Source organism: Streptomyces sp. NPDC085946 (genome assembly GCF_044540485.1).
In the GTDB taxonomy this organism is placed as follows: Bacteria; Actinomycetota; Actinomycetes; order Streptomycetales; family Streptomycetaceae; genus Streptomyces.
Map to the genome: position 1 here is coordinate 49,034 of NZ_JBITSF010000007.1, position 20,430 is coordinate 69,463.

A 20,430-nucleotide genomic window follows, 5' to 3' on the forward strand; every position below is an offset into this window, starting at 1 on the left:
GTCGGTCCGGATGACCCGCCGGTACGGGATCGATGGCCCTGCACCCGGTGGGCAGGGACATCACGAACGGTACATCGAACGAGCCGGTGGCTCGATCGGGTTTCACCGCCCGTGAGGTGCCGGGGGCCGCGGCCCTCGGCAGACGCCGAGGCGGCCGGCGGGGACTCGCCCCGCCGACCGGCCTCGGCACACCGCTGCGCGGTTACGCGCGCGGCTTCTCCCGCATCTCGTACGTCGCGATGACGTCGTCGACCTTGATGTCGTTGAAGTTCCCGAGGTTGATACCGCCCTCGAAGCCTTCGCGGATCTCGGTGACGTCGTCCTTGAAGCGACGCAGACCCTCGATGTTGAGGTTCTCCGCGATGACCTTGCCGTCGCGGATGAGGCGTGCCTTGGTGTTGCGGCGCACCTCGCCGGAGCGGATGAGCACACCCGCGATGTTGCCCAGCTTGGACGAACGGAAGACCTCGCGGATCTCCGCCGTGCCGAGCTCGACCTCCTCGTACTCCGGCTTGAGCATGCCCTTGAGGGCCGCCTCGATCTCCTCGATCGCCTGGTAGATGACCGAGTAGTACCGGACGTCCACGCCCTCGCGCTCGGCCATCTGCGCGGCACGCCCGGCGGCGCGCACGTTGAAGCCGATCACGATGGCGTCGGAGCCCATCGCCAGGTCGATGTCCGACTCGGTGACCGCACCGACACCGCGGTGCAGGACGCGGATGTCGACCTCTTCGCCGACGTCCAGCTGGAGCAGCGAGGACTCGAGGGCCTCGACCGAACCGGAAGCGTCACCCTTGATGATCAGGTTCAGCTGCTGGACCTCGCCGGCCTTGAGCACCTTGTCCAGGTCCTCCAGCGACACGCGGCGCGTGCGCTTGGCGAAGGCCGCGTTGCGCTCGCGCGCCGCGCGCTTCTCCGCGATCTGACGGGCCGTACGGTCCTCGTCGACGACGAGGAAGTTGTCGCCCGCGCCCGGGACGTTGGTGAGACCCAACACCTGGACCGGAGTCGACGGACCCGCCTCGGCGACGTTGTTGCCGTTGTCGTCGAGCATGGCGCGCACGCGGCCGTAGGCGTCGCCCACCACCATCGTGTCGCCGACCCGCAGCGTGCCTCGCTGGACGAGGACCGTCGACACGGCACCGCGGCCGCGGTCGAGACGGGACTCGATCGAGATGCCCTGCGCGTCCTGGTTCGGGTTGGCCCGCAGGTCGAGCGAGGCGTCGGCCGTGAGGATCACGGCCTCCAGCAGCGAGTCGATGTGCAGACCCTGCTTGGCGGAGATGTCGACGAACATGGTGTCGCCGCCGTACTCCTCGGCCACCAGGCCGTACTCGGTCAGCTGACCGCGCACCTTGGTCGGGTCGGCACCCTCGACGTCGATCTTGTTGACCGCGACGACGATCGGCACGTCGGCCGCCTTCGCGTGGTTGAGCGCCTCGACCGTCTGCGGCATGACGCCGTCGTTGGCCGCGACGACCAGGATCGCGATGTCGGTCGACCGCGCACCGCGGGCACGCATGGCGGTGAACGCCTCGTGACCCGGGGTGTCGATGAAGGTGATCTTGCGCTCTTCGTCGTTGACCTGGGTCGAGACCTGGTAGGCACCGATGTGCTGGGTGATGCCGCCGGCCTCGCCCGCGATGACGTTCGTCTTGCGGATGGCGTCGAGCAGGCGGGTCTTGCCGTGGTCGACGTGACCCATGACCGTGACGACCGGCGGACGGACCACCAGGTCGTCCTCGTCGCCCTCGTCCTCGCCGAACTCGATGTCGAAGGACTCGAGCAGCTCGCGGTCCTCCTCCTCGGGGCTGACGATCTGAACCGTGTAGTTCATCTCGTCGGCGAGGAGCTGCAGCGTCTCGTCGGAGACGGACTGCGTGGCCGTGACCATCTCGCCGAGGTTCATCATCACCGCGACGAGCGACGCCGGGTTGGCGTTGATCTTCTCCGCGAAGTCGGTGAGCGACGCACCGCGCGACAGGCGAATGGTCTCGCCGTTGCCGCGAGGCAGCATCACGCCGCCGACCGACGGGGCCTGCATGGCCTCGTACTCCTGGCGCCTCTGCCGCTTCGACTTGCGGCCGCGACGCGCGGGACCGCCGGGACGGCCGAAGGCGCCCTGCGTGCCACCGCGACCGCCCGGACCACCGGGACGACCGCCGAAGCCGGGACGGCCACCGCCGCCGCCGAAGCCGCCGCCACCGCCGCCGGGACCACCGGGACGGCCGGCGAAGCCGCCGCCGCCACCGGGACGACCGGCACCGGCACCGCCGCCGGGACGGCCGGCGAAGCCGCCGCCGCCGGGACGACCGGCACCGCCGCCGGGACGACCCGCACCGCCCGGACCGCGGCCGCCGGGGCCGGGACGCGGGCCGGCAGCGGGACGCTGCGGCATCATGCCGGGGTTGGGACGCGGGCCGGCGGGACCGCCGCCGGGACGCGGACCGCCCTGCGGACGCGGCATCTGGCCCGGGGTCGGGCGCGGACCGCCCGGAGCCTGCGGACGCGGACCGCCGCCCTGGGCACCGGGTGCCTGGGGACGGGGACCGCCGCCGGCGGCGGCACCGGGGGCGCCGGCCGGACGGGGCGCCTGCGGGCGCGGGGCCTGCGGGCGTGCCATGCCGGTGGAGCCACCGGAGGTGAAGGGATTGTTGCCCGGACGCGGACCGGCCGGACGGGCGCCCGGACGCGGCGCGGAGCCGCCGGGACGCTGGCCCTGGCCGGCGGGACGCTGGCCCTGGCCGTCACGCCGGTCCTGGCCGGGACCGCTGGGACGGGCACCGCCGGGCTTGGGGGCACCGGGACGCGCACCGCCGGGCTTCGGCCCGGACGCGGCCGGGGCCGACGGCGGAGCCGTGAACTCGGGCGCGGCCGGGGCCGGACGCGGCGCGGGCCTGGGGCCCGGCGTCGGACGCGGACCCGGGGCCGGCGCGGGAGCCGACGGGGCGGACGGGGCCGGCGGCTGCTGGGCAGCCGGGGGCTTGGGTGCGGCCGGCGGCCTCGGGGCAGCCGGACGTGCCGCCTGCGCCGGAGAGGGCGCGGCGGGCCTGGGGGCGGCCTTCCTGGGGGCACCGGGCTTCGCGGCGGACTTGCCGTTGCCACCGCCCTGGAAGGCGTCAGTCAGTTTGCGTACTACGGGCGCTTCGATCGTCGAAGACGCCGAACGGACGAATTCACCGAGTTCCTGGAGCTTGGCCATGACGACCTTGCTCTCCACACCGAACTCCTTGGCGAGTTCGTATACCCGGACCTTAGCCACTTCGCTCCTTTGAGGTCCGGGTTGCGTCCGGACCGTCGCTAGTTCATGGGCGTACTCATCGCGTACTCATCGAGTGCTCATCGCAATCTCGACCTGCTTTCGACTCGCGAGGTACCTACACCGCACGGTTATCCGCGCGGCACGTCTTTCTACCGTGTTGCCTGCTCGGCAACTGTCGTCCGCTCGACGTACTGGCGCAACGCCTTTGTGTCGAGCGCTCCGGGGGCACGCAGCGCCCTCGCGAACGCCCGGCGGCGCACCGCCTGGTCGAGACAGACCAGGGCGGGGTGTACATACGCACCCCGGCCGGGCAGCGTACCGCGAGGATCGGGGACGCACGCGTCCTCGATCGCCACGGTCCGCAGCAGCTCCGTCTTGGCCGCTCGTTGCCGGCACCCCACACAGGTGCGCTCAGGGCATGCTCCGGCACGCGTCCGGCCAGACACAGCTAAGTCTACCTCCCCGTCCGCTCCCCATCCCTACGGGGCAGGATTCGGACACTTGCCGCGCGGAACCTGTCGTGATCTAAGCGACCTGCGACCGGGATCTATTCCCCGGGCTGCTCGGTGTCCGGGCGGATGTCGATGCGCCACCCGGTCAGCCGGGCCGCGAGCCGGGCGTTCTGCCCCTCCTTGCCGATGGCCAGGGACAGCTGGTAGTCCGGCACGGTGACGCGCGCGGAGCGCGTGCCCATGTCGACGATCTCCACCTTGGACACCCGCGCGGGTGACAGCGCGTTCGCGACCATGTCCGCCGGGTCGTCCGACCAGTCGACGATGTCGATCTTCTCACCGTTCAGCTCGGCCATGACGTTGCGCACCCGGCCGCCCATCGGGCCGATGCAGGCGCCCTTGGCGTTCAGGCCCGAGCGGGTGGACCGGACGGCGATCTTGGTGCGGTGGCCGGCCTCGCGGGCGATCGCGGCGATCTCCACGGAGCCGTCGGCGATCTCCGGCACCTCCAGGGCGAAGAGCTTCTTCACCAGGTTGGGGTGGGTGCGGGACAGCGTGACGGACGGGCCGCGCACGCCCTTGGCCACGCGCACCACGTAGGAGCGCAGGCGCAGGCCGTGGGGGTACTGCTCGCCGGGGACCTGCTCCTGCACCGGCAGGATGGCCTCCAGCTTGCCGATGTCCACGAGCACGTTCTTGGGGTCGCGGCCCTGCTGGACGACTCCGGTGACGATGTCGCCCTCGCGGCCGACGTACTCGCCGAGCGTCGCGTCGTCCTCGGCGTCGCGCAGGCGCTGCAGGATGACCTGCTTGGCCGTGGTGGCGGCGATGCGGCCGAAGCCGGACGGGGTGTCGTCGAACTCCCGGGGCGCCTGCCCCTCTTCCAGGTCCTCGGGGTCCTCCTTCGCCCACACGGTCACGTGCCCGGTCTCCCGGTTGAGCTCCACGCGCGCGTGCCGGCGGCTTCCCTCGGTGCGGTGGTAGGCGATGAGGAGGGCCGACTCGATCGCCTCGACCAGCAGGTCGAACGAGATCTCCTTCTCCCGCACCAAGCCCCGCAGGGCACTCATGTCGATGTCCACGGCTACGCCTCCTCTTCGTTCTTGACGGCCTCGTGGGCCTGCCTGACGGGCTTCTCGTCGTCCTTGCGGCTGAACTCGACCTGGACGCGTGCCCGGGTGATGTCGTCGAAGGCGAGCCTGCGCGCGGTGGCCTTGCGGCCCTTCACCCCGGGCACCTCGACGTCGAGGCCGTCGTCCTCGGCCCGCAGGATCCTGGCGACCAGCTCGCCGCCCTCGGCGAGCTGGAACCGCACCAGCCGGCCGGTGGCCCGCACGTAGTGCCGGTGCTCCGTCAGGAGGCGCTCCGCGCCCGGGGTGCCCACTTCGAGGGTGTACTCCCCCTCGCCCATCGCGTCCGTCTCGTCGAGCTTCGCCGAGAGCGCGCGGCTCACATCGGCGATCTGGTCCAGGTCGGCCCCGGTGTCGGAGTCGACGACGACGCGCAGCACACGCTTGCGTCCGACGGAGTCCACGGCGATCTCTTCGAGATCCAGCCCCTGGGAGCTGACGAGCGGTTCCAGCAGGTGTCGCAGCCTCTCGCTCTGGGTGGTGCTCATCCGGGTGACTCCTCGGCCGCGTGTGCTGTTGTGGGATGGGGCGCGTGTCTGGTCAAAGGGTATCCGGTCGCGGGGGGTGTTGCCGTCCACCCGGTCGCCCGCGGTGCCGCTGACCGGTGCCGGACGGGGGCCCGGGTACCGTGATCACGGGCGTGCAGCCCTGCCAGCCGCTTCTTTCTCGTACGAGCCCCCGAGGACGTCTGCCGTGCCGTTCCCCCCGCCGCCGCGCACCCCCTCGGGGCCGCGCCGAAGGAGCCTGCTCGTCGTCACCTCGACGGCGGTCGCCCTGACGGGCTGTTCCGCCGGGGCCGAGGATCCGGACGGCACCGGGGGCGGCCGCCCGTCGGCCGACGACCGGGCGCGCGCGCGTGCGGCGCGGGACAGCGCGGCCCTGGCGGAGCGCTACGACGCGGTCCTCGCCGCGCACCCGGGGCTGGCGCCGCGGCTGCGGCCGCTGCGCGAGGAAGTGGCCCGGCACGCCGAGGCGTTCGGGGGGAGGGCGACCGGGACGCGGTCCGCGCCGGCCTCCCCGTCGGCGTCCGCCTCCCCCGGGGTGTCTCCCTCCGTCTCCCCGTCGGCCGCCGCTTCCCCGTCGGCCGCCGTCCCGGGGAACGAGAAGGACGCGCTGGCCCTGCTCGCCGCCGCCGAGCGGGACCTCGCCGACCGGCGGGCGGAGGAGCTGGTGCGGCGGTCGGGCGAACTGGCGCGGCTGCTGGCGTCGGTGGCGGCGGCCGGGGCGGCGCACGTGTACCTGCTGACGGAGGGTGACCGGTGAGCGAGGCGGAGGAGCGGGAACTGCGCGCCGTCCAGGCGGCCCTGGCGGCCGAGCACGCGGCCGTGTACGGGTACGGCGTGGTCGGCGGCCGGATCGACGAGGCCGGGCGCGCGCGGGCCCGCACGGCGTTCGACGCGCACCGGGCGCGGCGGGACGCGCTGGTGCGGGAGGTGCGGGAGCTGGGCGGCAGGCCCGTCGCCGCGGCGGCCGGCTACGCGCTGCCCTTCCCGGTGGCGGACGCGGCCGCGGCCGTGCGGCTGGCCGCCGAGCTGGAGGACCGGGTGGCCGGGGTGTACGCCGACCTGGTGCGCGCGTCCGGCGGCGGGCGGCGGGCCATGGCCGCCGAGGCGCTGCGGGAGGCGGCGGTGCGGGCCGCGCGCTGGCGCGGCAGGAGCGTAGCCTTCCCTGGGCTCGCCGAGCGGGCGGCCGACTCCCCGTCGGGAGCGGCGGCCCCGTCGGGAACGCCGACGGCGTAGGGCGTCCGGCGCGGGGCATCCGGCGCAGGGCACGTACGCGTACAGCACGAAGGGAACGACTCGCGCATGGTCTTCGAACCGCCGCAGCGTCTGGTCAGGGCGCTCGGTGAGACGGCACCGGACGGTGACGACTGGCTGGCGCGGCTGCCCGCGCTGGCGCAGCAGGCCGTCGCGCTGCGCGAGTTGACCGTGGAGCGCGTCCAGGTGCCCGGCGGGCGCAGCAGCCTGGTAGTGCTGGTGCGGTTGCCGGACGGGACGCCGGCGGTGCTGAAGCTGGCCCCGCGCCGGGCCCGGCCGGAGAGCGAGCGGGCCGCGCTCGCGCACTGGGCCGGCCGGGGTGCCGTCCAGCCCCTGGAGCCGTTCGTCACGGAGGGGGTGCTGCTGCTGGAGCGGCTGCACCCGGACGTGTCGGTGCGGTCGCTGCCGGAGGGCAAGGCGCTGCTGGAGGCGGCGGGGGCACTGCGCCGGCTGTGGGTCGAGCCGCCCGCGGCCCACGTCTTCGAGTCCGTCGCCGAGCGGACCGGCCGGCAGGCCGAGGCGATGCGGGCGAGCGCCGGGGCCGACCCGGAGGTGGCGCCGCTGGTGGACGCGGCGCTCGCGGCCCGCGAGGCGCTGCTGGCGGAGCCTCCCGAACACCGGCTGCTGCACGGCACGTTCCGGCAGAGCAAGGTGCTCGCCGGCGAGCGGATGCCGTGGCTGGCGGTGGGCCCGGACCCGGTGGTCGGCGAGTGCGCCTTCGACCTGGCCCGGCTGGTGCGCGACCGCGTCGAGGACCTGATCGCGCAGCCGTCCGGCGCGGCGACGACCCGCCGGCGCGTCAAGCGGCTCGCCGAGTCCCTGGACGTGGACCAGGAGCGCCTGCGCGGCTGGACCCTGTTCCGGGCGGTGGAGTCGGGCGTACGGGCCCGGCGGGTCGGCCGGTCCCAGGACGCGGAGCTGCTGCTGGAGTTCGCGGGATGGCTGTGAGCCGGCGCTGAGCGCCCCGGGTGTCCGGGGCGCTCACCCGGACGCGGTCAGGCCGTGAGGCGGGCGAGGGCCTCCTCGACCGTGAGCTCCTCGCGCTCGCCGGTGCGGCGGTCCTTCAGCTCGACCACGCCCTCGCCGGCACGCCGCCCGGCGACCAGGATCTGCGGCACGCCCATCAGTTCGGCGTCGGTGAACTTCACGCCCGGGGAGACGCCGGCCCGGTCGTCGACCAGGACGCGGACGCCGGCGGCGGACAGCCGCTGGGAGACGTCCAGGGCCAGTTCGGTCTGCAGGGCCTTGCCGGCGGCGACCACGTGGACGTCGGCCGGGGCGATCTCCTTGGGCCACACCAGGCCCTTGTCGTCGGCGGTCTGCTCGGCGAGGGCCGCGACCGCGCGGGAGACGCCGATGCCGTAGGAGCCCATGGTGACGCGGACCGGCTTGCCGTTCTGGCCGAGGACGTCGAGCTTGAGGGCGTCGGTGTACTTGCGGCCGAGCTGGAAGATGTGGCCGATCTCGATGGCGCGGTCCAGCTTCAGGCCGGTGCCGCACTTCGGGCAGGGGTCGCCCTCCTGCACGACCACGACGTCGACGTACGCGTCGACCTCGAAGTCCCGGCCCGCGACGACGTTCCTGGCGTGCGTGTCCGGCTTGTTGGCGCCGGTGATCCAGGCCGTGCCGGGGGCGACGCGGGGGTCGGCGATGTACGTGACCTTGTCCAGGCCCTGCGGGCCGACGTAGCCGCGGACCAGGTCGGGGCGGGTCGCGAAGTCCGCCTCGGTGACCAGCTCGACGGCGGCCGGGGCGAAGTGCGCCTCGACCTTGTCCAGGTCGACCTCGCGGTCGCCGGGCACGCCGACGGCGACGATCTCGCCGTCCACCTTGACCAGCAGGTTCTTCAGCGTGGCGGAGGCCGGGACGCCGAGGGAGGCGGCGAGCGTCTCGATGGTGGGGGTGTCGGGGGTCGGGATGTCCTCGGCGGCGGGCACGCCGGAGGCGTCCACCGGCTGCAGCGCGTACGTGATCGCCTCGGTGTTGGCGGCGAAGTCGCAGTTCGGGCAGTCCGCGAAGGTGTCCTCGCCGGCCTCGGCCGGGGCGAGGAACTCCTCGGACTTGGAGCCGCCCATCGCGCCGGCGGTCGCGGCGCAGATGCGGTAGTCCAGGCCGAGGCGCTCGAAGATGCGCTGGTAGGCCTGGCGGTGCAGGGCGTAGGACTCGGCGAGGCCCTCGTCGGCGAGGTCGAAGGAGTAGGAGTCCTTCATCAGGAACTCGCGGCCGCGCAGGATGCCCGCGCGGGGGCGGGCCTCGTCGCGGAACTTGGTCTGGATCTGGTAGAGGATCACCGGCAGGTCCTTGTAGGAGGACGCCTGGTCCTTCACCAGCAGGGTGAAGATCTCCTCGTGGGTGGGGCCGAGGAGGTAGTCGCCGCCCTTGCGGTCCTGCAGGCGGAACAGTTCCTGGCCGTACTCGTCCCAGCGGCCGGTCGCCTCGTACGGCTCGCGCGGCAGCAGGGCGGGGAGCAGCACCTCCTGGGCGCCGATGGCGTCCATCTCCTCGCGGACCACGCGCTCCACGTTGGCGAGGACCTTCTTGCCCAGCGGCAGCCAGGACCAGATGCCGGCGGCGGTGCGGCGGACGTAGCCGGCGCGGACGAGCAGCTTGTGGCTGAGGACCTCGGCGTCCGCCGGGTCGTCGCGCAGCGTCTTCGCCATCAACTGGGACATGCGCTGGACCGGTGCGTTCGCCATGGTTCTGTTACTCCTGCTGCTGGGGGTCCCCCGCTCGAGCGCAGCCGAGAGCGGGGGAAGGTGACGCAAGGAGGTTAGCCGGGCCGGACAGGACGGTGGAAATCCATTCCGGCGGTGCGGCGGCTACCGGCGGCGCAGCGGCAGCGGGGCGCCCATCACGGCGTACGGCATGGGGGCGCTGGGGAAGAGGACCTGGCGGGCGAGGTCCTGGTAGCCGAGGGAGCGGTACAGGCCGCGGGCGGGGCTCTCGGTGTCGAGGGCGGAGAGGATCGAGCGGGGCTCGTCGGCGCCGTCGGTGATCGTGGTGATCAGGGTGCGGCCGATGCCGCGGCCCTGGTGGTCCGGGTGGACGTGCAGCTCGGTGATCACGAAGGAGTCGTCGAGCCAGTGCTCGTGCCCCCGGGCGCGCAGGTAGGGCTCGACGACGGTGGACCACCAGTGGCCGCGGTCGTTGGGCATGCCGTAGACGAAGCCGACGAGGGTGCCGCCGGCGGTCGCGCCGAGGGCCCTCGCGCCCGGGTAGGTCATGTGGCGGAGGACGATCTGGCGGCGTACGGCCACCTCGTCGGGGCCCAGTCCGAAGGCCGCGGCCTGAACAGCGAGGGCCTCGTCCACGTGGGCGGGGAGGTCGAGGGGGCCGATCACCAGGTCCATGGCGGGGAGCCTACAGGGGGTTCCGGGCCGGCGTCCGGGCGCGGGTCGGCCGTGGTCGCCCGGGCACTTCCCCGCGCCCCGGCGGGGGCTTCAGAACAGCACGCTCATGAACGCGCCGGTCTCCTCGAAGCCCACGCGCCGGTAGGTCCTGCGGGCCGCCGTGTTGAAGTCGTTGACGTACAGGCTGACCACGGGGGCCACGTCGGCCAGGGCGTAGCGCAGCACGGCCGCCATGCCGGGGGCGGCGAGGCCCTGGCCGCGGTGCTCGGGGGCCACCCACACGCCCTGGATCTGGCAGGCGCGGTCCGTCGCCGCGCCGATCTCCGCCTTGAAGACGACCTTGCCGTCGCCGTCGAAGCGGGCGAAGGAGCGGCCGGAGCCGACGAGTTCGGCGACCCGGGCCTGGTAGAGCAGGCCGCCGTCGCCGGCGAGGGGGGAGACGCCGACCTCCTCGGTGAACATCGCCACGCACGCCGGCAGGATCGCCTCCATCTCGTCCTTGCGGACGCGGCGGACGTACGGGTCGGGGGCGATGTCGTCGGGCATGCGGTCGGTGACCATGAGCGGCTGCCGGCGGCGGACCTCGCGGGCCGGGCCCCAGTGCGGTTCGAGCAGGCGCCACAGCTCGGCGGTGGACTCGGCCGGGCCGACGACGGAGGAGCAGCGGCGGCCCGCGCGGCGGGCGCGTTCGGCGAAGGCGCGGACGGCCCGGGGGGTGGCGCAGATGGGGACCAGGTTGGCCCCGGCGTAGCACAGCGAGGTCAGTGTGCCGTCCTCGTACCAGCCCCACATCTCGCCGCCGAGCCGCCACGGGTCCAGGCCCGCGACCTGCACGCGGGAGGTCACGAAGGCGTTCGTGACCGGCTCGCGGTCGAGGACGGCGAGCGCGGCGTCCAGGTCGCTCGGCTCGAGGACCCGGGAGGTGGTCTGCGTCAACACGTGCGGGGCCTCACACACTGGGGTCTGCTGATCTCCGCACTGTACCCGCCGGAATTGTGCCGCGCCGCCCCTCGGGGCGGCCCGGGACACGGCTGCGGCGGCCGGGGCCGGTGGGGCCGGTCAGCCGGCGACGGAGACCTCGGGCTCGCCGGAGGCCACGCCGTCCTTCTCCATCTGCTCGGCCAGTTTCATGGCCTCCTCGATGAGCGTCTCCACGATCTTGGACTCGGGGACGGTCTTGATGACCTGGCCCTTGACGAAGATCTGGCCCTTGCCGTTGCCGGAGGCGACGCCGAGGTCGGCCTCGCGGGCCTCGCCGGGGCCGTTGACGACGCAGCCCATCACGGCGACGCGCAGCGGCACCTCCATGCCGGTCAGGCCGGCGGTGACCTCTTCGGCGAGCTTGTAGACGTCGACCTGGGCGCGGCCGCAGGACGGGCAGGAGACGATCTCCAGGCCGCGCTGGCGCAGGTTCAGCGACTCCAGGATCTGGATGCCGACCTTGACCTCCTCGGCGGGCGGCGCCGAGAGGGAGACGCGGATGGTGTCGCCGATGCCCTGGGAGAGCAGCGCGCCGAAGGCGACCGCGGACTTGATGGTGCCCTGGAAGGCGGGGCCGGCCTCGGTGACGCCCAGGTGCAGCGGGTAGTCGCACTGCTCGGCGAGCTGCCGGTAGGCCTCGATCATCACGACCGGGTCGTTGTGCTTGACGGAGATCTTGATGTCGCGGAAGTCGTGCTCCTCGAAGAGGGACGCCTCCCACAGCGCGGACTCCACGAGGGCCTCGGGAGTGGCCTTGCCGTACTTCTGCAGCAGCCGCCGGTCCAGCGACCCGGCGTTGACACCGATACGGATCGGCGTGCCGTGGTCCTTCGCCGCCTTGGCGATCTCCTTGACCTTGTCGTCGAACTGCTTGATGTTGCCGGGGTTGACGCGGACGGCCGCGCAGCCCGCCTCGATCGCGGCGAAGACGTACTTCGGCTGGAAGTGGATGTCGGCGATCACCGGGATCTGCGACTTCCTCGCGATGACCGCGAGCGCGTCGGCGTCGTCCTGCGTGGGGCAGGCCACCCGCACGATCTGGCAGCCCGACGCGGTCAGTTCCGCGATCTGCTGGAGCGTGGCACCGATGTCGGAGGTGCGGGTGGTGGTCATCGACTGCACCGAGACGGGGGCGTCTCCACCGACCGCCACGGACCCGACCTGGATCTGCCGGCTCTTGCGGCGCTCGGCGAGCTTGGTCGGAACGGACGGCATGCCGAGAGAAATCGCAGTCATCTGCTGTGCAACCCCATGTCGTGGATCAAGATCCGGTCCCGTAGGCAGCGGGCTCCGACCCTTGAGGTTACGGCACGGACATGGACGTCGGCACACGACGCCCTTGAGTTCCCCCTGAGGTGGGGGCGGCGCCGGGGGGCTCAGGGATGCGGCTCCTGCTCCCCGGCGGCTCCCGCCCGGCTCCGGGGGGACGTGCCCCCGGCCGGGTCCGCGGCCCTTTCGGCGGCGATCGGCCGCCAGACGTCCGCGGAGGCCCACTTCCGCCGGTACACGACCCCGGGTGTGCTCGTCGCGAGGGCCACCGCGTCCGGTGCCGGCTTCATCCGGCCGGCCCGCCTGGGGACGTGCCGGTAGCCCCGCTCGCGCATCAGCCGCGCGGCGGCCGTCCAGGTCGGGGCGGCGACGAGCACCTCGTCGTTGGGGTCGCAGTCGCCGCTGCCGTCGTCGAGCACCGCGAAGGCCACGCCCAGCGACCCCGCGCGGACGAAACCCGTCATGTCATTGACGCGCATCCGTGCCCCCTCCGAGGACTTCCGCCGGGAGGACCCGGGACGCGCCCAGCACCTCGACGCCGAGGAGGACGTCCGAGTCGCCCAGGTCCAGGACGACGGTGCCGTGTGCGAGGTCCACGGCGATCCGGCGGACGGCGCGGCCCGGGGGGACGTCGTCCGCGACGTGGATCATCGCGGCGTCGGCGTCCGGGTCGTACGCGAGGCGTGTGGTGTCGACGAAGCCGCCGGCCTCCTCGTCGTCGAGGTCGCCGTCGCCGTCGTCTTCGTCCTCGTCCTCGAGGACCTCGGAGAACGGGCTGCCCCAGCCCGAGGCCTCGAAGGTCGCGTCCGAGTAGCGCGCCGCGGCGAGGCGTACGCGTTCGAAGACCGCGACGGCCCGGTCGGGCGGTACGTCCGGGTCGGCCGCCATCGTCTCCGCGTGTTCGGCGAGGGCCTCCACCAGCTCGTTCAGAGCGGTCGGGATGTCCATGAGTCCTGCACTTCCTCCATGTCCGCTGGGATTGATCGACGGCGCGGACGGCGCCTGGAAGACTGTCGTCATGCCGAAACGACGACCGCCCGCCACCGGCTTCTCCGACGTGGTGGCCTCGATGACGTCTCCGGAGGGCGAGGAGCCCGCCGAGTACTCCGACGATGTCACCGGGCTCTCCCCGGCCGGTTCGGGGGAGCTTTTGGACGGGAAGGGCTGCCGCTGGACGCGGCGCCGCGGCCCGCTCGACACCCGGCTGGCCAGGCGTCTGGTGCGCACCGCCGACGAGATGATCGTCGGCGAGGGGGCAGGCGAGGTGCTGCGGTCCGTACCGGCCGGCGAACGCGAGGCCGAGTGGACCGGCCTGAAGGACCGGCTCGACTCCGCCGGGCCGGGCTCGTACCAGGCCCACGAATTCTCCGCACCGGACGGGCGGACGCTGCTGTACGTCGAGGAGTTCTGCTGACCCACCGCTGTATCCAGTCGGTCTGAGGGCGGCCCGGCAGGCCGGGCCGCCCCGTGGCACGTGGTGTCAGTTCACCACCGGTAGTGGTTCGTGCGGAAGATGTAGCCGCGCCGGTTGATGAAGTCGACGTGCACGTGGTTGCCCGAACGGCACGGGCCGCGGTAGCGGCAGCGGCCTCCGTACCGGGCGACCTGTCGGGCCTTCGCGATCGCGGCGGCCTTGCTCTTGGACCGCGGAGCCCACCAGTTCAGTACGTTCCGCTTCTTGGGGATGTACTTGGCGCAGTTGTGGACGAGCGCCGCCTGGCCGTCGGCCACCACGTAGAAGGTGTGGCTGCCGGCGACGGTCAGGTTGTGGACGGTGCGGACCGCATCGGTGCGGCTCGTACCGGTGACCCGGGGCAGGCGTCCGGCGGGCGTCATGAGCCGGTCCCCGGTACCGACCTGGGAGGCGTCGATCCAGCCACGGCCCTGCACGTAGAAGGGGTGGCCGGCGGTGGCCGTCAGTTCCTCGGTCCGGCCGTCGCCGTCGGAGTCCACCGAGAGGGTCACCAGGTCCTTGACGCCGTCGCCGGTGATGACGTCGCTGACCGGGGAGACCGTGATCTCGCCGGTGACCTCGTCCGCCGCGAGGACTCCGTCGCCGATCTCGATCTCGCTGATCGGCTTGGTGGAGCCGTCCGCCATCACGACCGGGGTGTCCGGCAGGAAGGAGTTGCGGCGGCAGGTGCGGGCGACGGTGCGGGCGGCGCGGATGGCCCGGTAGCCGCGGTAGGCGCGGTAGCCCCAGGCGGCCGCTCCGAGTCCCGGCACGAAGCCGGCGGCGGTCAGCGCGATGTCCCACTTGTTGCGCCAGGCCCATCGCTTGGCCCGCTTGAAGAACTTCTTGAAGCCCCACTTCCCGTCCAGGTCGGAGCAGTTGACGGGGTCGGCCGTGCAGTACTCGTAGGCGTTGGCGTTGCCGCCGTACTCGGGGTCGACGGACAGGAAGCGCCCGGTGGCCGGGTTGTACTGGCGGACGCCCATGAGGGTGAGGCCGGCCACCGTCTCGCTGGAGCGCTGCTTGCCGCCGAGCCAGCCGTAGCGGACCGCCTGCTGCCGGTCGCGCGGGTTGCCGTACTCGTCGGTGTCCAGGACGACCGGGGCTTCGGCCGCGTTCAGCGGCAGCTGCAGCGCGACGTCGCCGTGGATGTCGGTGAACTGCAGGACGGTGTCGCCGGTCGCGCCGGTGACCGCGCCGAGGTCTCCGGAGAGGGCGTCGACGTTGCGGGTCAGGGCGCCGGTGGCGGTGTTCTCGACGATCCAGCGCGGGTTGTCGCTGTCGCTGTCGTAGTGGTTGAGCTTGTTCTCGGTCGGCGACCAGGTGCCGCCGTTGTCGGTCTCCACCGTCCAGGACCGGAAGCGCAGGGCGGCGTCCAGCTGCCAGGTCTGGCGCTTGCCGCCGGTAGTCTGCTGGTGGGCGAGGTCGTTGGCGTAGTAGCCCATCGTCACGCCGCCGGGCAGGGTGGTGGTCCGGCCGAAGGCGTCGTAGCCGTACCCGCTGTCGGTGAGGCGGTCGGCGCTGTCGTAGGCCGAACCGGTGACGGTGCCTCCGGTGGCCGGGCAGTCCTGGCCGGGTGCCGAGGCGGCGGTGGTGAGGGACTTGCGGTTGCTGCGGTGGTCGAACCCGTAGGTGCGGCGGGTGCAGACGGTCTCCACCGTGTCCTCGACCGTGGTCAGGCGACCCGCGGCGTCGTAGCGGTAGGTCTGGTCGGACCAGCCGGCGTGGCCGGTGACCTGGCCGTGCACGGATTCGGTGACCGCGTCGGACATCACGACGGTGCCGTCGCTGTCCCGGGTGTAGGTGCGGTTGGCGGGTGAGCCGGTGGTGTCCTCGGTGACGGTGAGGGTGTAGCCGCCGGGGAACTTCTCGGTGGCCACCGAGCCGTCCGCGTCGTAGGTGGCGGAGAAGGCGCCGGCGACCGAGTCGGTGGCCTTCGTGGCCATGCCGCGCGGTTCGGCGGTGTGGTCGTAGGTGTAGGTGACGGTGGACGGGACGGTGTCGGTGACCTTGACGGGCCGGTCGAGCCGGTCGTACTCGGTCGTGGTCCTGGCGCCGTCGGCGTCGGTGTAGGAGAACAGGCGGCCGAGGGTGTCGTACTCCCGGGTGATCGTGCCGGCCGTCGGCGAGCTGGTGGTGGTCTGCCGGCCCGTGGCCTCGTCGTAGCCGACGGTGGTGGCCGGGACGGCCTGTCCGGTGCCGCCGGTCACCGTCGTGGTGGTCGGGCGGCCCGCGCTGTCGTGCTGGGTGGTGGTGGTGCGGGTGACGCCGTTCGCGGTCTCGACCTCGGCGGTGGTGTTGCCCCAGTGGTCGTACTCGAACGTGGTGGTGGGCAGCTGGGCGGGGTTGCTGCCGCCGCCGGTGATCGCGCCACCGGGGCCGGTGGAGCAGAGCAGGTCGGCCCATTCGGGGCGGCCCTGGCAGGGACCGGTGCCGGTGGCGGACCAGTACGTGGTCACGCGGGTGCCGGCGTCGGTGCCGGTGGCGCCGGGCAGCAGTTCCCTGATGACGCGTCCCTGGGCGTCGTACTCCTTCGAGCCGCTGATGGCGAGGCCGCCCGGGTCCTGGACCGTGGTGGCCGGCAGGCCCTTGGCCCAGTCGTAGGAGGTCTGGGTGACGCGGGTCTCGCCGTGGACCGCGGGGTGTTCGCGGACCTGGGCGCCGGTCGTGGTCCTGGTGACCTGGTCCCTGACCTTGGCGGTGCCGTCGGTCGGGCGGCCGGCGTCGTACTCGTTGACCGTCCAGCTGCGCGCCGTCACCGGGGACCCCGCCGGGACCAGCACGGTGGTGCCGGACTTCAGGTCCGCGGTGAGGTCGATCCGGCGCAGCGGGCCGAACTCCTCCAGCTCACGGGTGCCGGTGTCGTTGTAGACGGACTCGGTGGCCAGCAGGTCGGCCCGCTCGGCCGCGGGGAGTCCGGCGATGCCGAGGTCGGCCTGGACCTCCTTGTCCGCCGCGGTGAGGCCGAGCGCGACGGCCCGGTTGGCGGCGGTGAGTTCCCGGACGGTGTTGCCGAAGCGGTCGTACTCGGAGGTCGAGATGTGTCCGCCGGGGGCGGCGGAGTTGACCTCGCGGCCGGACACGCCCAGGTAGTGGACCTCGGCCCGGGTGTAGGAGCCGCTGGTGAGCGAGGCGCCGGCGTGCGAGGCCGGCACGGAGTCGGCCGGGAAGACGGCGGTCGCGTCGGTCGGGGCGTCGGTCTGGCCCCAGGTCTTCACGTCCGCCGCGCCCATCGTGTACGGGGCGCCGGCGCCGGTCAGCGGCACGTCGTAGACGACCGTGGTGACGGCGGTGCCGTCGACGGTGTCCTTGGTGCCCTGCTTCAGCGTCGCCCGGCTCGCCTTGAGGAGCATGCCCTCGCCGGCGGTCGCGCCGGAGCCGGCCCTGCCGTAGGTGAAGGTCCAGGGCTGGTCGGTCGTCTCCCGGTGGGACACGACCCGGCCGGCGGTGTCGTACTCGTACTGGGTCTGCGTGGACTGGGCCAGGCGGGGGTCCCAGTGCTGGCGCAGCCGGCCCGCGGTGTCGTAGCGGTAGGTGGCCACGGCCCGCGCGGTGGCGGAGGTGCCGCCCTTGCCGGTGGAGTAGAGGCGGATCTCCTTGACCTGCCCCGCGAAGTCGCCGAAGGAGTCGAGCGTGGCGGTGGTGGAGGTCGCGTAGACGAACTCCAGCACCCGGCAGCCCTTGGTGGTCGGGTCCGCGGTGCAGGCCGCCGCGGACACGGCCGAGGTCGGGGCGATGATCCGCCGGGGGCGGGCCAGCTTCTTGCCGTCCGCCGTCACCGTCTCGGAGACCACGGTGGTCGTGGAGTCGGACAGGCCCTCCAGCAGCGTGCTGGAGACCTGCCAGGTCGTGGCGGCCGCGTCGGCCTTGGCGAACTCCGTGACCGTGCCGTCGGTGTCGGTCAGCGTGAAGCCGCCGCTGACGGCGCCCTTGAGGGTGAGGTCCTCGGCGCCGGGCTCGGGCACCCAGCCGGTCTTCGCCGCGTTGGCGGTGAAGTGGATGGCGTCGCCCTCGGCCGTCACCACGTCGACGGCGGTGTCCGAGATCCTGCGGAGGTGGCCGTAGTCGGACTCGGTCTGCTCCGCGGTCGTCCCGGCGACCCACTCCTTGCCGAAGATCGCCACCTGGCCCTCCTGCCGGGCGCCCTTGTCCGGGAGGCGCGAGGAGGCGGTGCGGCTGACGGCCATGTCGTAGAAGGAGGCGTCCTCCTCGGTGAGGGAGAAGTCACCGGTGAGGAGGTTCAGCCGGCCGGGTCCGATCTCCTCCGAGGCGGCGCCGTCGGCGTTGCGGTCGACGACGACGGTCAGCGGCTCGGTGCTGCCGGAGGCGCTGTTCGGACCGGTGAAGTCGGCCTTGATCTGGACGGTGCCGTCGGGGTCGACGGTGCCGGCGGCGTTCCAGACCAGCGCGGCGTTCCTGCCGCCCGTGAGGGCGACCGGCCACGCGGTGAGCGCGGTGCTGCCGGAGGTGACGTCACCGACGGGGATCTTCGCCCAGGGGTCGGCCTCGGAGCGGCGCCAGGAGAAGGAGACCTTGTCGTAGGTGCCGGGGTCGGCCTCGGCCACCAGCGGCAGGCGGCGCGCGGTGCGCTCGCCGTCGGAGGGCTGGACGAACCCTCCGGGTCCGGCGTGGAAGGTGTACTCGACCGCCTCGGACTTGTTGTCCGCCTTGTCCACGGCCCGCACCTGCAGGGTGTGGGTGCCGTTCTTCGGCGGGGCCACCGAGAGGGCCTTGTCGGCGGAGGAGCCGCCGGTGGCCGCCTTGGTCCAGGTGACGCCGTCCAGCGACCACTCCAGCCAGTTGTGGTCGGAGGCGGGCGGGGTGACGGTGAAGGTGCCGGACTGGCCCGCGCCCTTGACCCAGGCGGTCGAGGGGTAGTCCGAGGACGTGATCTTCGCGGGGGCGGACGGGGCGCCGGTGTCGACGGTGAAGGTCTTCCACGCCGACCAGCCGGTGTTGTAGTGGCTGCCGTCGTAGGGCGAGGTGCGGAACTTGTATGTCTTGCCGTTGGTCAGCACGCCCGAGGGCACGGTGACCGAGGCGACCTGCCCGGAGGGCACGTACTTGGAGACGATGACGTCGCCGACCTGGGTGTTGGTGGCGTTGTCGTAGATCTGGAAGGTGCCGTTGACCTTGTCGCCGTCGGCGTCGACGAAGGTGTCCCGCAGGGTCGGGGTCGTCGTGTTCACCGTGTAGGCGCCGCCGTAGGAGAAGTACGGCGGGCCGGCCTCCTGCTTGGTGCCGGTGCGGGGCCGGTAGTTGTAGGTGACGACCAGCTTGGGCGGGTTGGCGGCCGCGTTGGCGGAGTTGACCCGCTTCCACTGCGCCACCACGTTCTCGTCGCTCGCCCGGATGCCCATGTGGCCGCGGGTGGCCTTGGCCGAGGCCCACTCCTGCACCAGCGTGGTCACGTCGGCGTTGATCCAGCCGTCGGGCTGGGTGGTGCACGAGGCGTTGCCGCGGGTCTCGGTGGAGGTGGCCTTCTTCGCCGTCATCGTCGGACGGCTGGCCCACCGGCTGGAGGTGGACGCCGCGCCGGAGGACCACACCTCCCACGGGTAGGGCTTGCAGTCGGTGTTGTTGCCCGAGTGGAAGTTCCACAGGCTCAGCTTGGCGCTGGAGACCAGCGCGTCCTGGACGGGCGTGGTGTTCCAGGAGATGAACGACTGCGCGGTGCGCGGCGTGCCGTCGGCGTTCTTCGTGCCCGGGTTGCCGAAGTCCAGTTCGACGTCGGTGGACCAGTCGACGGTCTCGCCCTGCTGCACGTAGGTGTCGAAGACGTTGGACAGCGAGGAGGTCGACGGGTCGACGGTGACCGGGTACTTCGTCTCCGGGTCGGCGAGGAACTTCGCGTCCGGGGTGACCACCAGGTCGACGGAGGAGCCCTTCTGCACCACCTTCAGGCCGACCCGGGCCTTGCGGGTGTGCTCCCCGGAGCGCTTGTCGACGGTGGCGTCCCACATCACCGGCGCGGGCATCACGGCCCGCTTCCTGTTCTTCCTGTCGGTGAACAGGACGCTGCCGTCCTTCAGTTGCTTCGCCGTCAGGCCCTTCGCCTTCAGCGGCAGCGTGTAGGAGTAGCCGTCGGTGTCGGGGCGGCGCTTGAGTTCGACGAACTGCTCGAAACCGGTCCGGGTGGCCTCCACGACCACGTCCGCGCCGGGGACCGCGTCGACGTACTCCGCCCGCGTGCCGTGCAGTTCCGGCTGCGGCAGCCCGCCCTTCCACTGCAGGGTGATCCGCCGGTCACCCTCGCCGAGGGTGACCAGGTCGGTGGCCTTCGCGTCCTTCACGGCCCGCCAGGACGTCGCCGGCCTGCCCGATGCACCGGCCAGCCGCAGCCCTTCCGGGTGCGCCTTGGGCTCGACTCCGCCGTCCACCTTCCGCAGTTCCACGTCGACGGGGGTCCACCGGCCGTCCTCACGCTGGAAGCGGACGGGGCCGGCGGCCATCTCGGTGGTGAGACTGCCGTCCTTGTTGACCCAGGTGGCCGACGTCTCGGTGCGCTCGCTCAGGGCCTCCACACGGTGGCCCTGCAGGCGGGCGGCGACCCGGGCCGAGGGAAGGTCCGCGGCCTCGCGCACACGTTTCTTCTCCGGCTCCGCGGCCTCGACTTGTTCACGTTGGCCTGACAGGCCCAGGGCCACCGCGTCGCCCGTGTCGGCGACGAGCAGGGCGGCCTCGGCGGCCAGCAGCATGGCGGCGCCGAGCGCGAGGCGCGGCAGCAGCGGTCCGCGGCGGTGGAAGGCGAGGACGGAGCCTTCCCACTCCGGCGG

15 protein-coding genes are annotated in these 20,430 nt (G+C 72.8%); 4 read left to right on the top strand and 11 right to left on the bottom strand.

The genetic code is table 11. The annotated features are described in order from the left end of the window. Nucleotides 1-202 precede the first annotated feature (202 nt). The 4 genes from infB to rimP all read right to left on the bottom strand — a co-directional run bounded on the left by infB (nucleotide 203) and on the right by rimP (nucleotide 5,332). Complete coding sequence (gene infB / locus ACIF8T_RS16135) at nucleotides 203-3,262, bottom strand: translation initiation factor IF-2 (protein ID WP_400035421.1); 3,060 nt, start codon at nucleotides 3,260-3,262, stop codon at nucleotides 203-205. Between the two features lie 149 nt (nucleotides 3,263-3,411). After that, nucleotides 3,412-3,708: a YlxR family protein gene (locus ACIF8T_RS16140; protein WP_400035423.1), complete on the bottom strand. Its 297-nt coding sequence runs from the start codon at nucleotides 3,706-3,708 to the stop codon at nucleotides 3,412-3,414. A 101-nt stretch (nucleotides 3,709-3,809) separates the two neighbouring features. After that, a complete protein-coding gene (nusA, locus tag ACIF8T_RS16145; RefSeq protein WP_400035424.1) occupies nucleotides 3,810-4,796 on the bottom strand; it encodes a transcription termination factor NusA in 987 nt (328 codons plus the stop codon). Between the two features lie 2 nt (nucleotides 4,797-4,798). After that, nucleotides 4,799-5,332: a ribosome maturation factor RimP gene (gene rimP, locus ACIF8T_RS16150; protein ID WP_400035426.1), complete on the bottom strand. Its 534-nt coding sequence runs from the start codon at nucleotides 5,330-5,332 to the stop codon at nucleotides 4,799-4,801. Between the two features lie 205 nt (nucleotides 5,333-5,537). Here rimP and ACIF8T_RS16155 point away from each other — a divergent pair, with 205 nt between their 5' ends. The 3 genes from ACIF8T_RS16155 (at nucleotide 5,538) to ACIF8T_RS16165 (ending at nucleotide 7,549) form a co-directional block, all read left to right on the top strand. Further along, nucleotides 5,538-6,107 carry a hypothetical protein gene (locus ACIF8T_RS16155; RefSeq protein WP_400035428.1) on the top strand — a complete coding sequence of 190 codons (570 nt, stop codon included), beginning with the start codon at nucleotides 5,538-5,540 and terminating at the stop codon, nucleotides 6,105-6,107. Further along, nucleotides 6,104-6,583, top strand: coding sequence for a ferritin-like domain-containing protein (locus ACIF8T_RS16160; RefSeq protein WP_400035430.1), 480 nt, complete (start codon nucleotides 6,104-6,106; stop codon nucleotides 6,581-6,583). Before ACIF8T_RS16155 ends, ACIF8T_RS16160 begins: the two co-directional genes overlap by 4 nt. Before the next feature lie 66 nt (nucleotides 6,584-6,649). Next, nucleotides 6,650-7,549 carry an aminoglycoside phosphotransferase family protein gene (locus ACIF8T_RS16165; protein WP_400035432.1) on the top strand — a complete coding sequence of 300 codons (900 nt, stop codon included), beginning with the start codon at nucleotides 6,650-6,652 and terminating at the stop codon, nucleotides 7,547-7,549. A 47-nt stretch (nucleotides 7,550-7,596) separates the two neighbouring features. Here the strand turns inward: ACIF8T_RS16165 and ACIF8T_RS16170 are convergent, their stop codons facing one another. The 6 genes from ACIF8T_RS16170 to ACIF8T_RS16195 form a co-directional block, all read right to left on the bottom strand. After that, nucleotides 7,597-9,297 carry a proline--tRNA ligase gene (locus tag ACIF8T_RS16170; RefSeq protein ID WP_400035434.1) on the bottom strand — a complete coding sequence of 567 codons (1,701 nt, stop codon included), beginning with the start codon at nucleotides 9,295-9,297 and terminating at the stop codon, nucleotides 7,597-7,599. 123 nt (nucleotides 9,298-9,420) lie between these two features. Next, nucleotides 9,421-9,951, bottom strand: a complete 531-nt coding sequence (locus tag ACIF8T_RS16175) for a GNAT family N-acetyltransferase (RefSeq protein ID WP_400035436.1) — start codon at nucleotides 9,949-9,951, stop codon at nucleotides 9,421-9,423. Nucleotides 9,952-10,041: 90 nt separating this feature from the next. Then, nucleotides 10,042-10,890, bottom strand: coding sequence for a GNAT family N-acetyltransferase (locus ACIF8T_RS16180; protein WP_400035438.1), 849 nt, complete (start codon nucleotides 10,888-10,890; stop codon nucleotides 10,042-10,044). A gap of 120 nt (nucleotides 10,891-11,010) precedes the next feature. Further along, nucleotides 11,011-12,168 (bottom strand): flavodoxin-dependent (E)-4-hydroxy-3-methylbut-2-enyl-diphosphate synthase, encoded by a 1,158-nt coding sequence (ispG, locus tag ACIF8T_RS16185; RefSeq protein WP_400035440.1) that lies wholly within the window; start codon nucleotides 12,166-12,168, stop codon nucleotides 11,011-11,013. A gap of 140 nt (nucleotides 12,169-12,308) precedes the next feature. Continuing rightward, complete coding sequence (locus tag ACIF8T_RS16190; protein WP_400035442.1) at nucleotides 12,309-12,680, bottom strand: hypothetical protein; 372 nt, start codon at nucleotides 12,678-12,680, stop codon at nucleotides 12,309-12,311. Then, the gene (locus ACIF8T_RS16195; RefSeq protein ID WP_400035444.1) at nucleotides 12,667-13,149 is read right to left on the bottom strand and encodes a DUF2283 domain-containing protein; all 483 of its coding nucleotides are present in this window, start codon (nucleotides 13,147-13,149) and stop codon (nucleotides 12,667-12,669) included. Before ACIF8T_RS16195 ends, ACIF8T_RS16190 begins: the two co-directional genes overlap by 14 nt. A 70-nt stretch (nucleotides 13,150-13,219) precedes the next feature. Between ACIF8T_RS16195 and ACIF8T_RS16200 the strand changes: the two genes are divergently transcribed. Further along, on the top strand, nucleotides 13,220-13,615 hold the full coding sequence (locus tag ACIF8T_RS16200) for a hypothetical protein (protein ID WP_400035446.1): 396 nt from the start codon (nucleotides 13,220-13,222) through the stop codon (nucleotides 13,613-13,615). 71 nt (nucleotides 13,616-13,686) lie between these two features. Here ACIF8T_RS16200 and ACIF8T_RS16205 read toward each other — a convergent pair whose 3' ends face one another. Beyond that, the gene (locus tag ACIF8T_RS16205; RefSeq protein WP_400035857.1) at nucleotides 13,687-20,352 is read right to left on the bottom strand and encodes a polymorphic toxin-type HINT domain-containing protein; all 6,666 of its coding nucleotides are present in this window, start codon (nucleotides 20,350-20,352) and stop codon (nucleotides 13,687-13,689) included. Nucleotides 20,353-20,430: the final 78 nt, after the last annotated feature.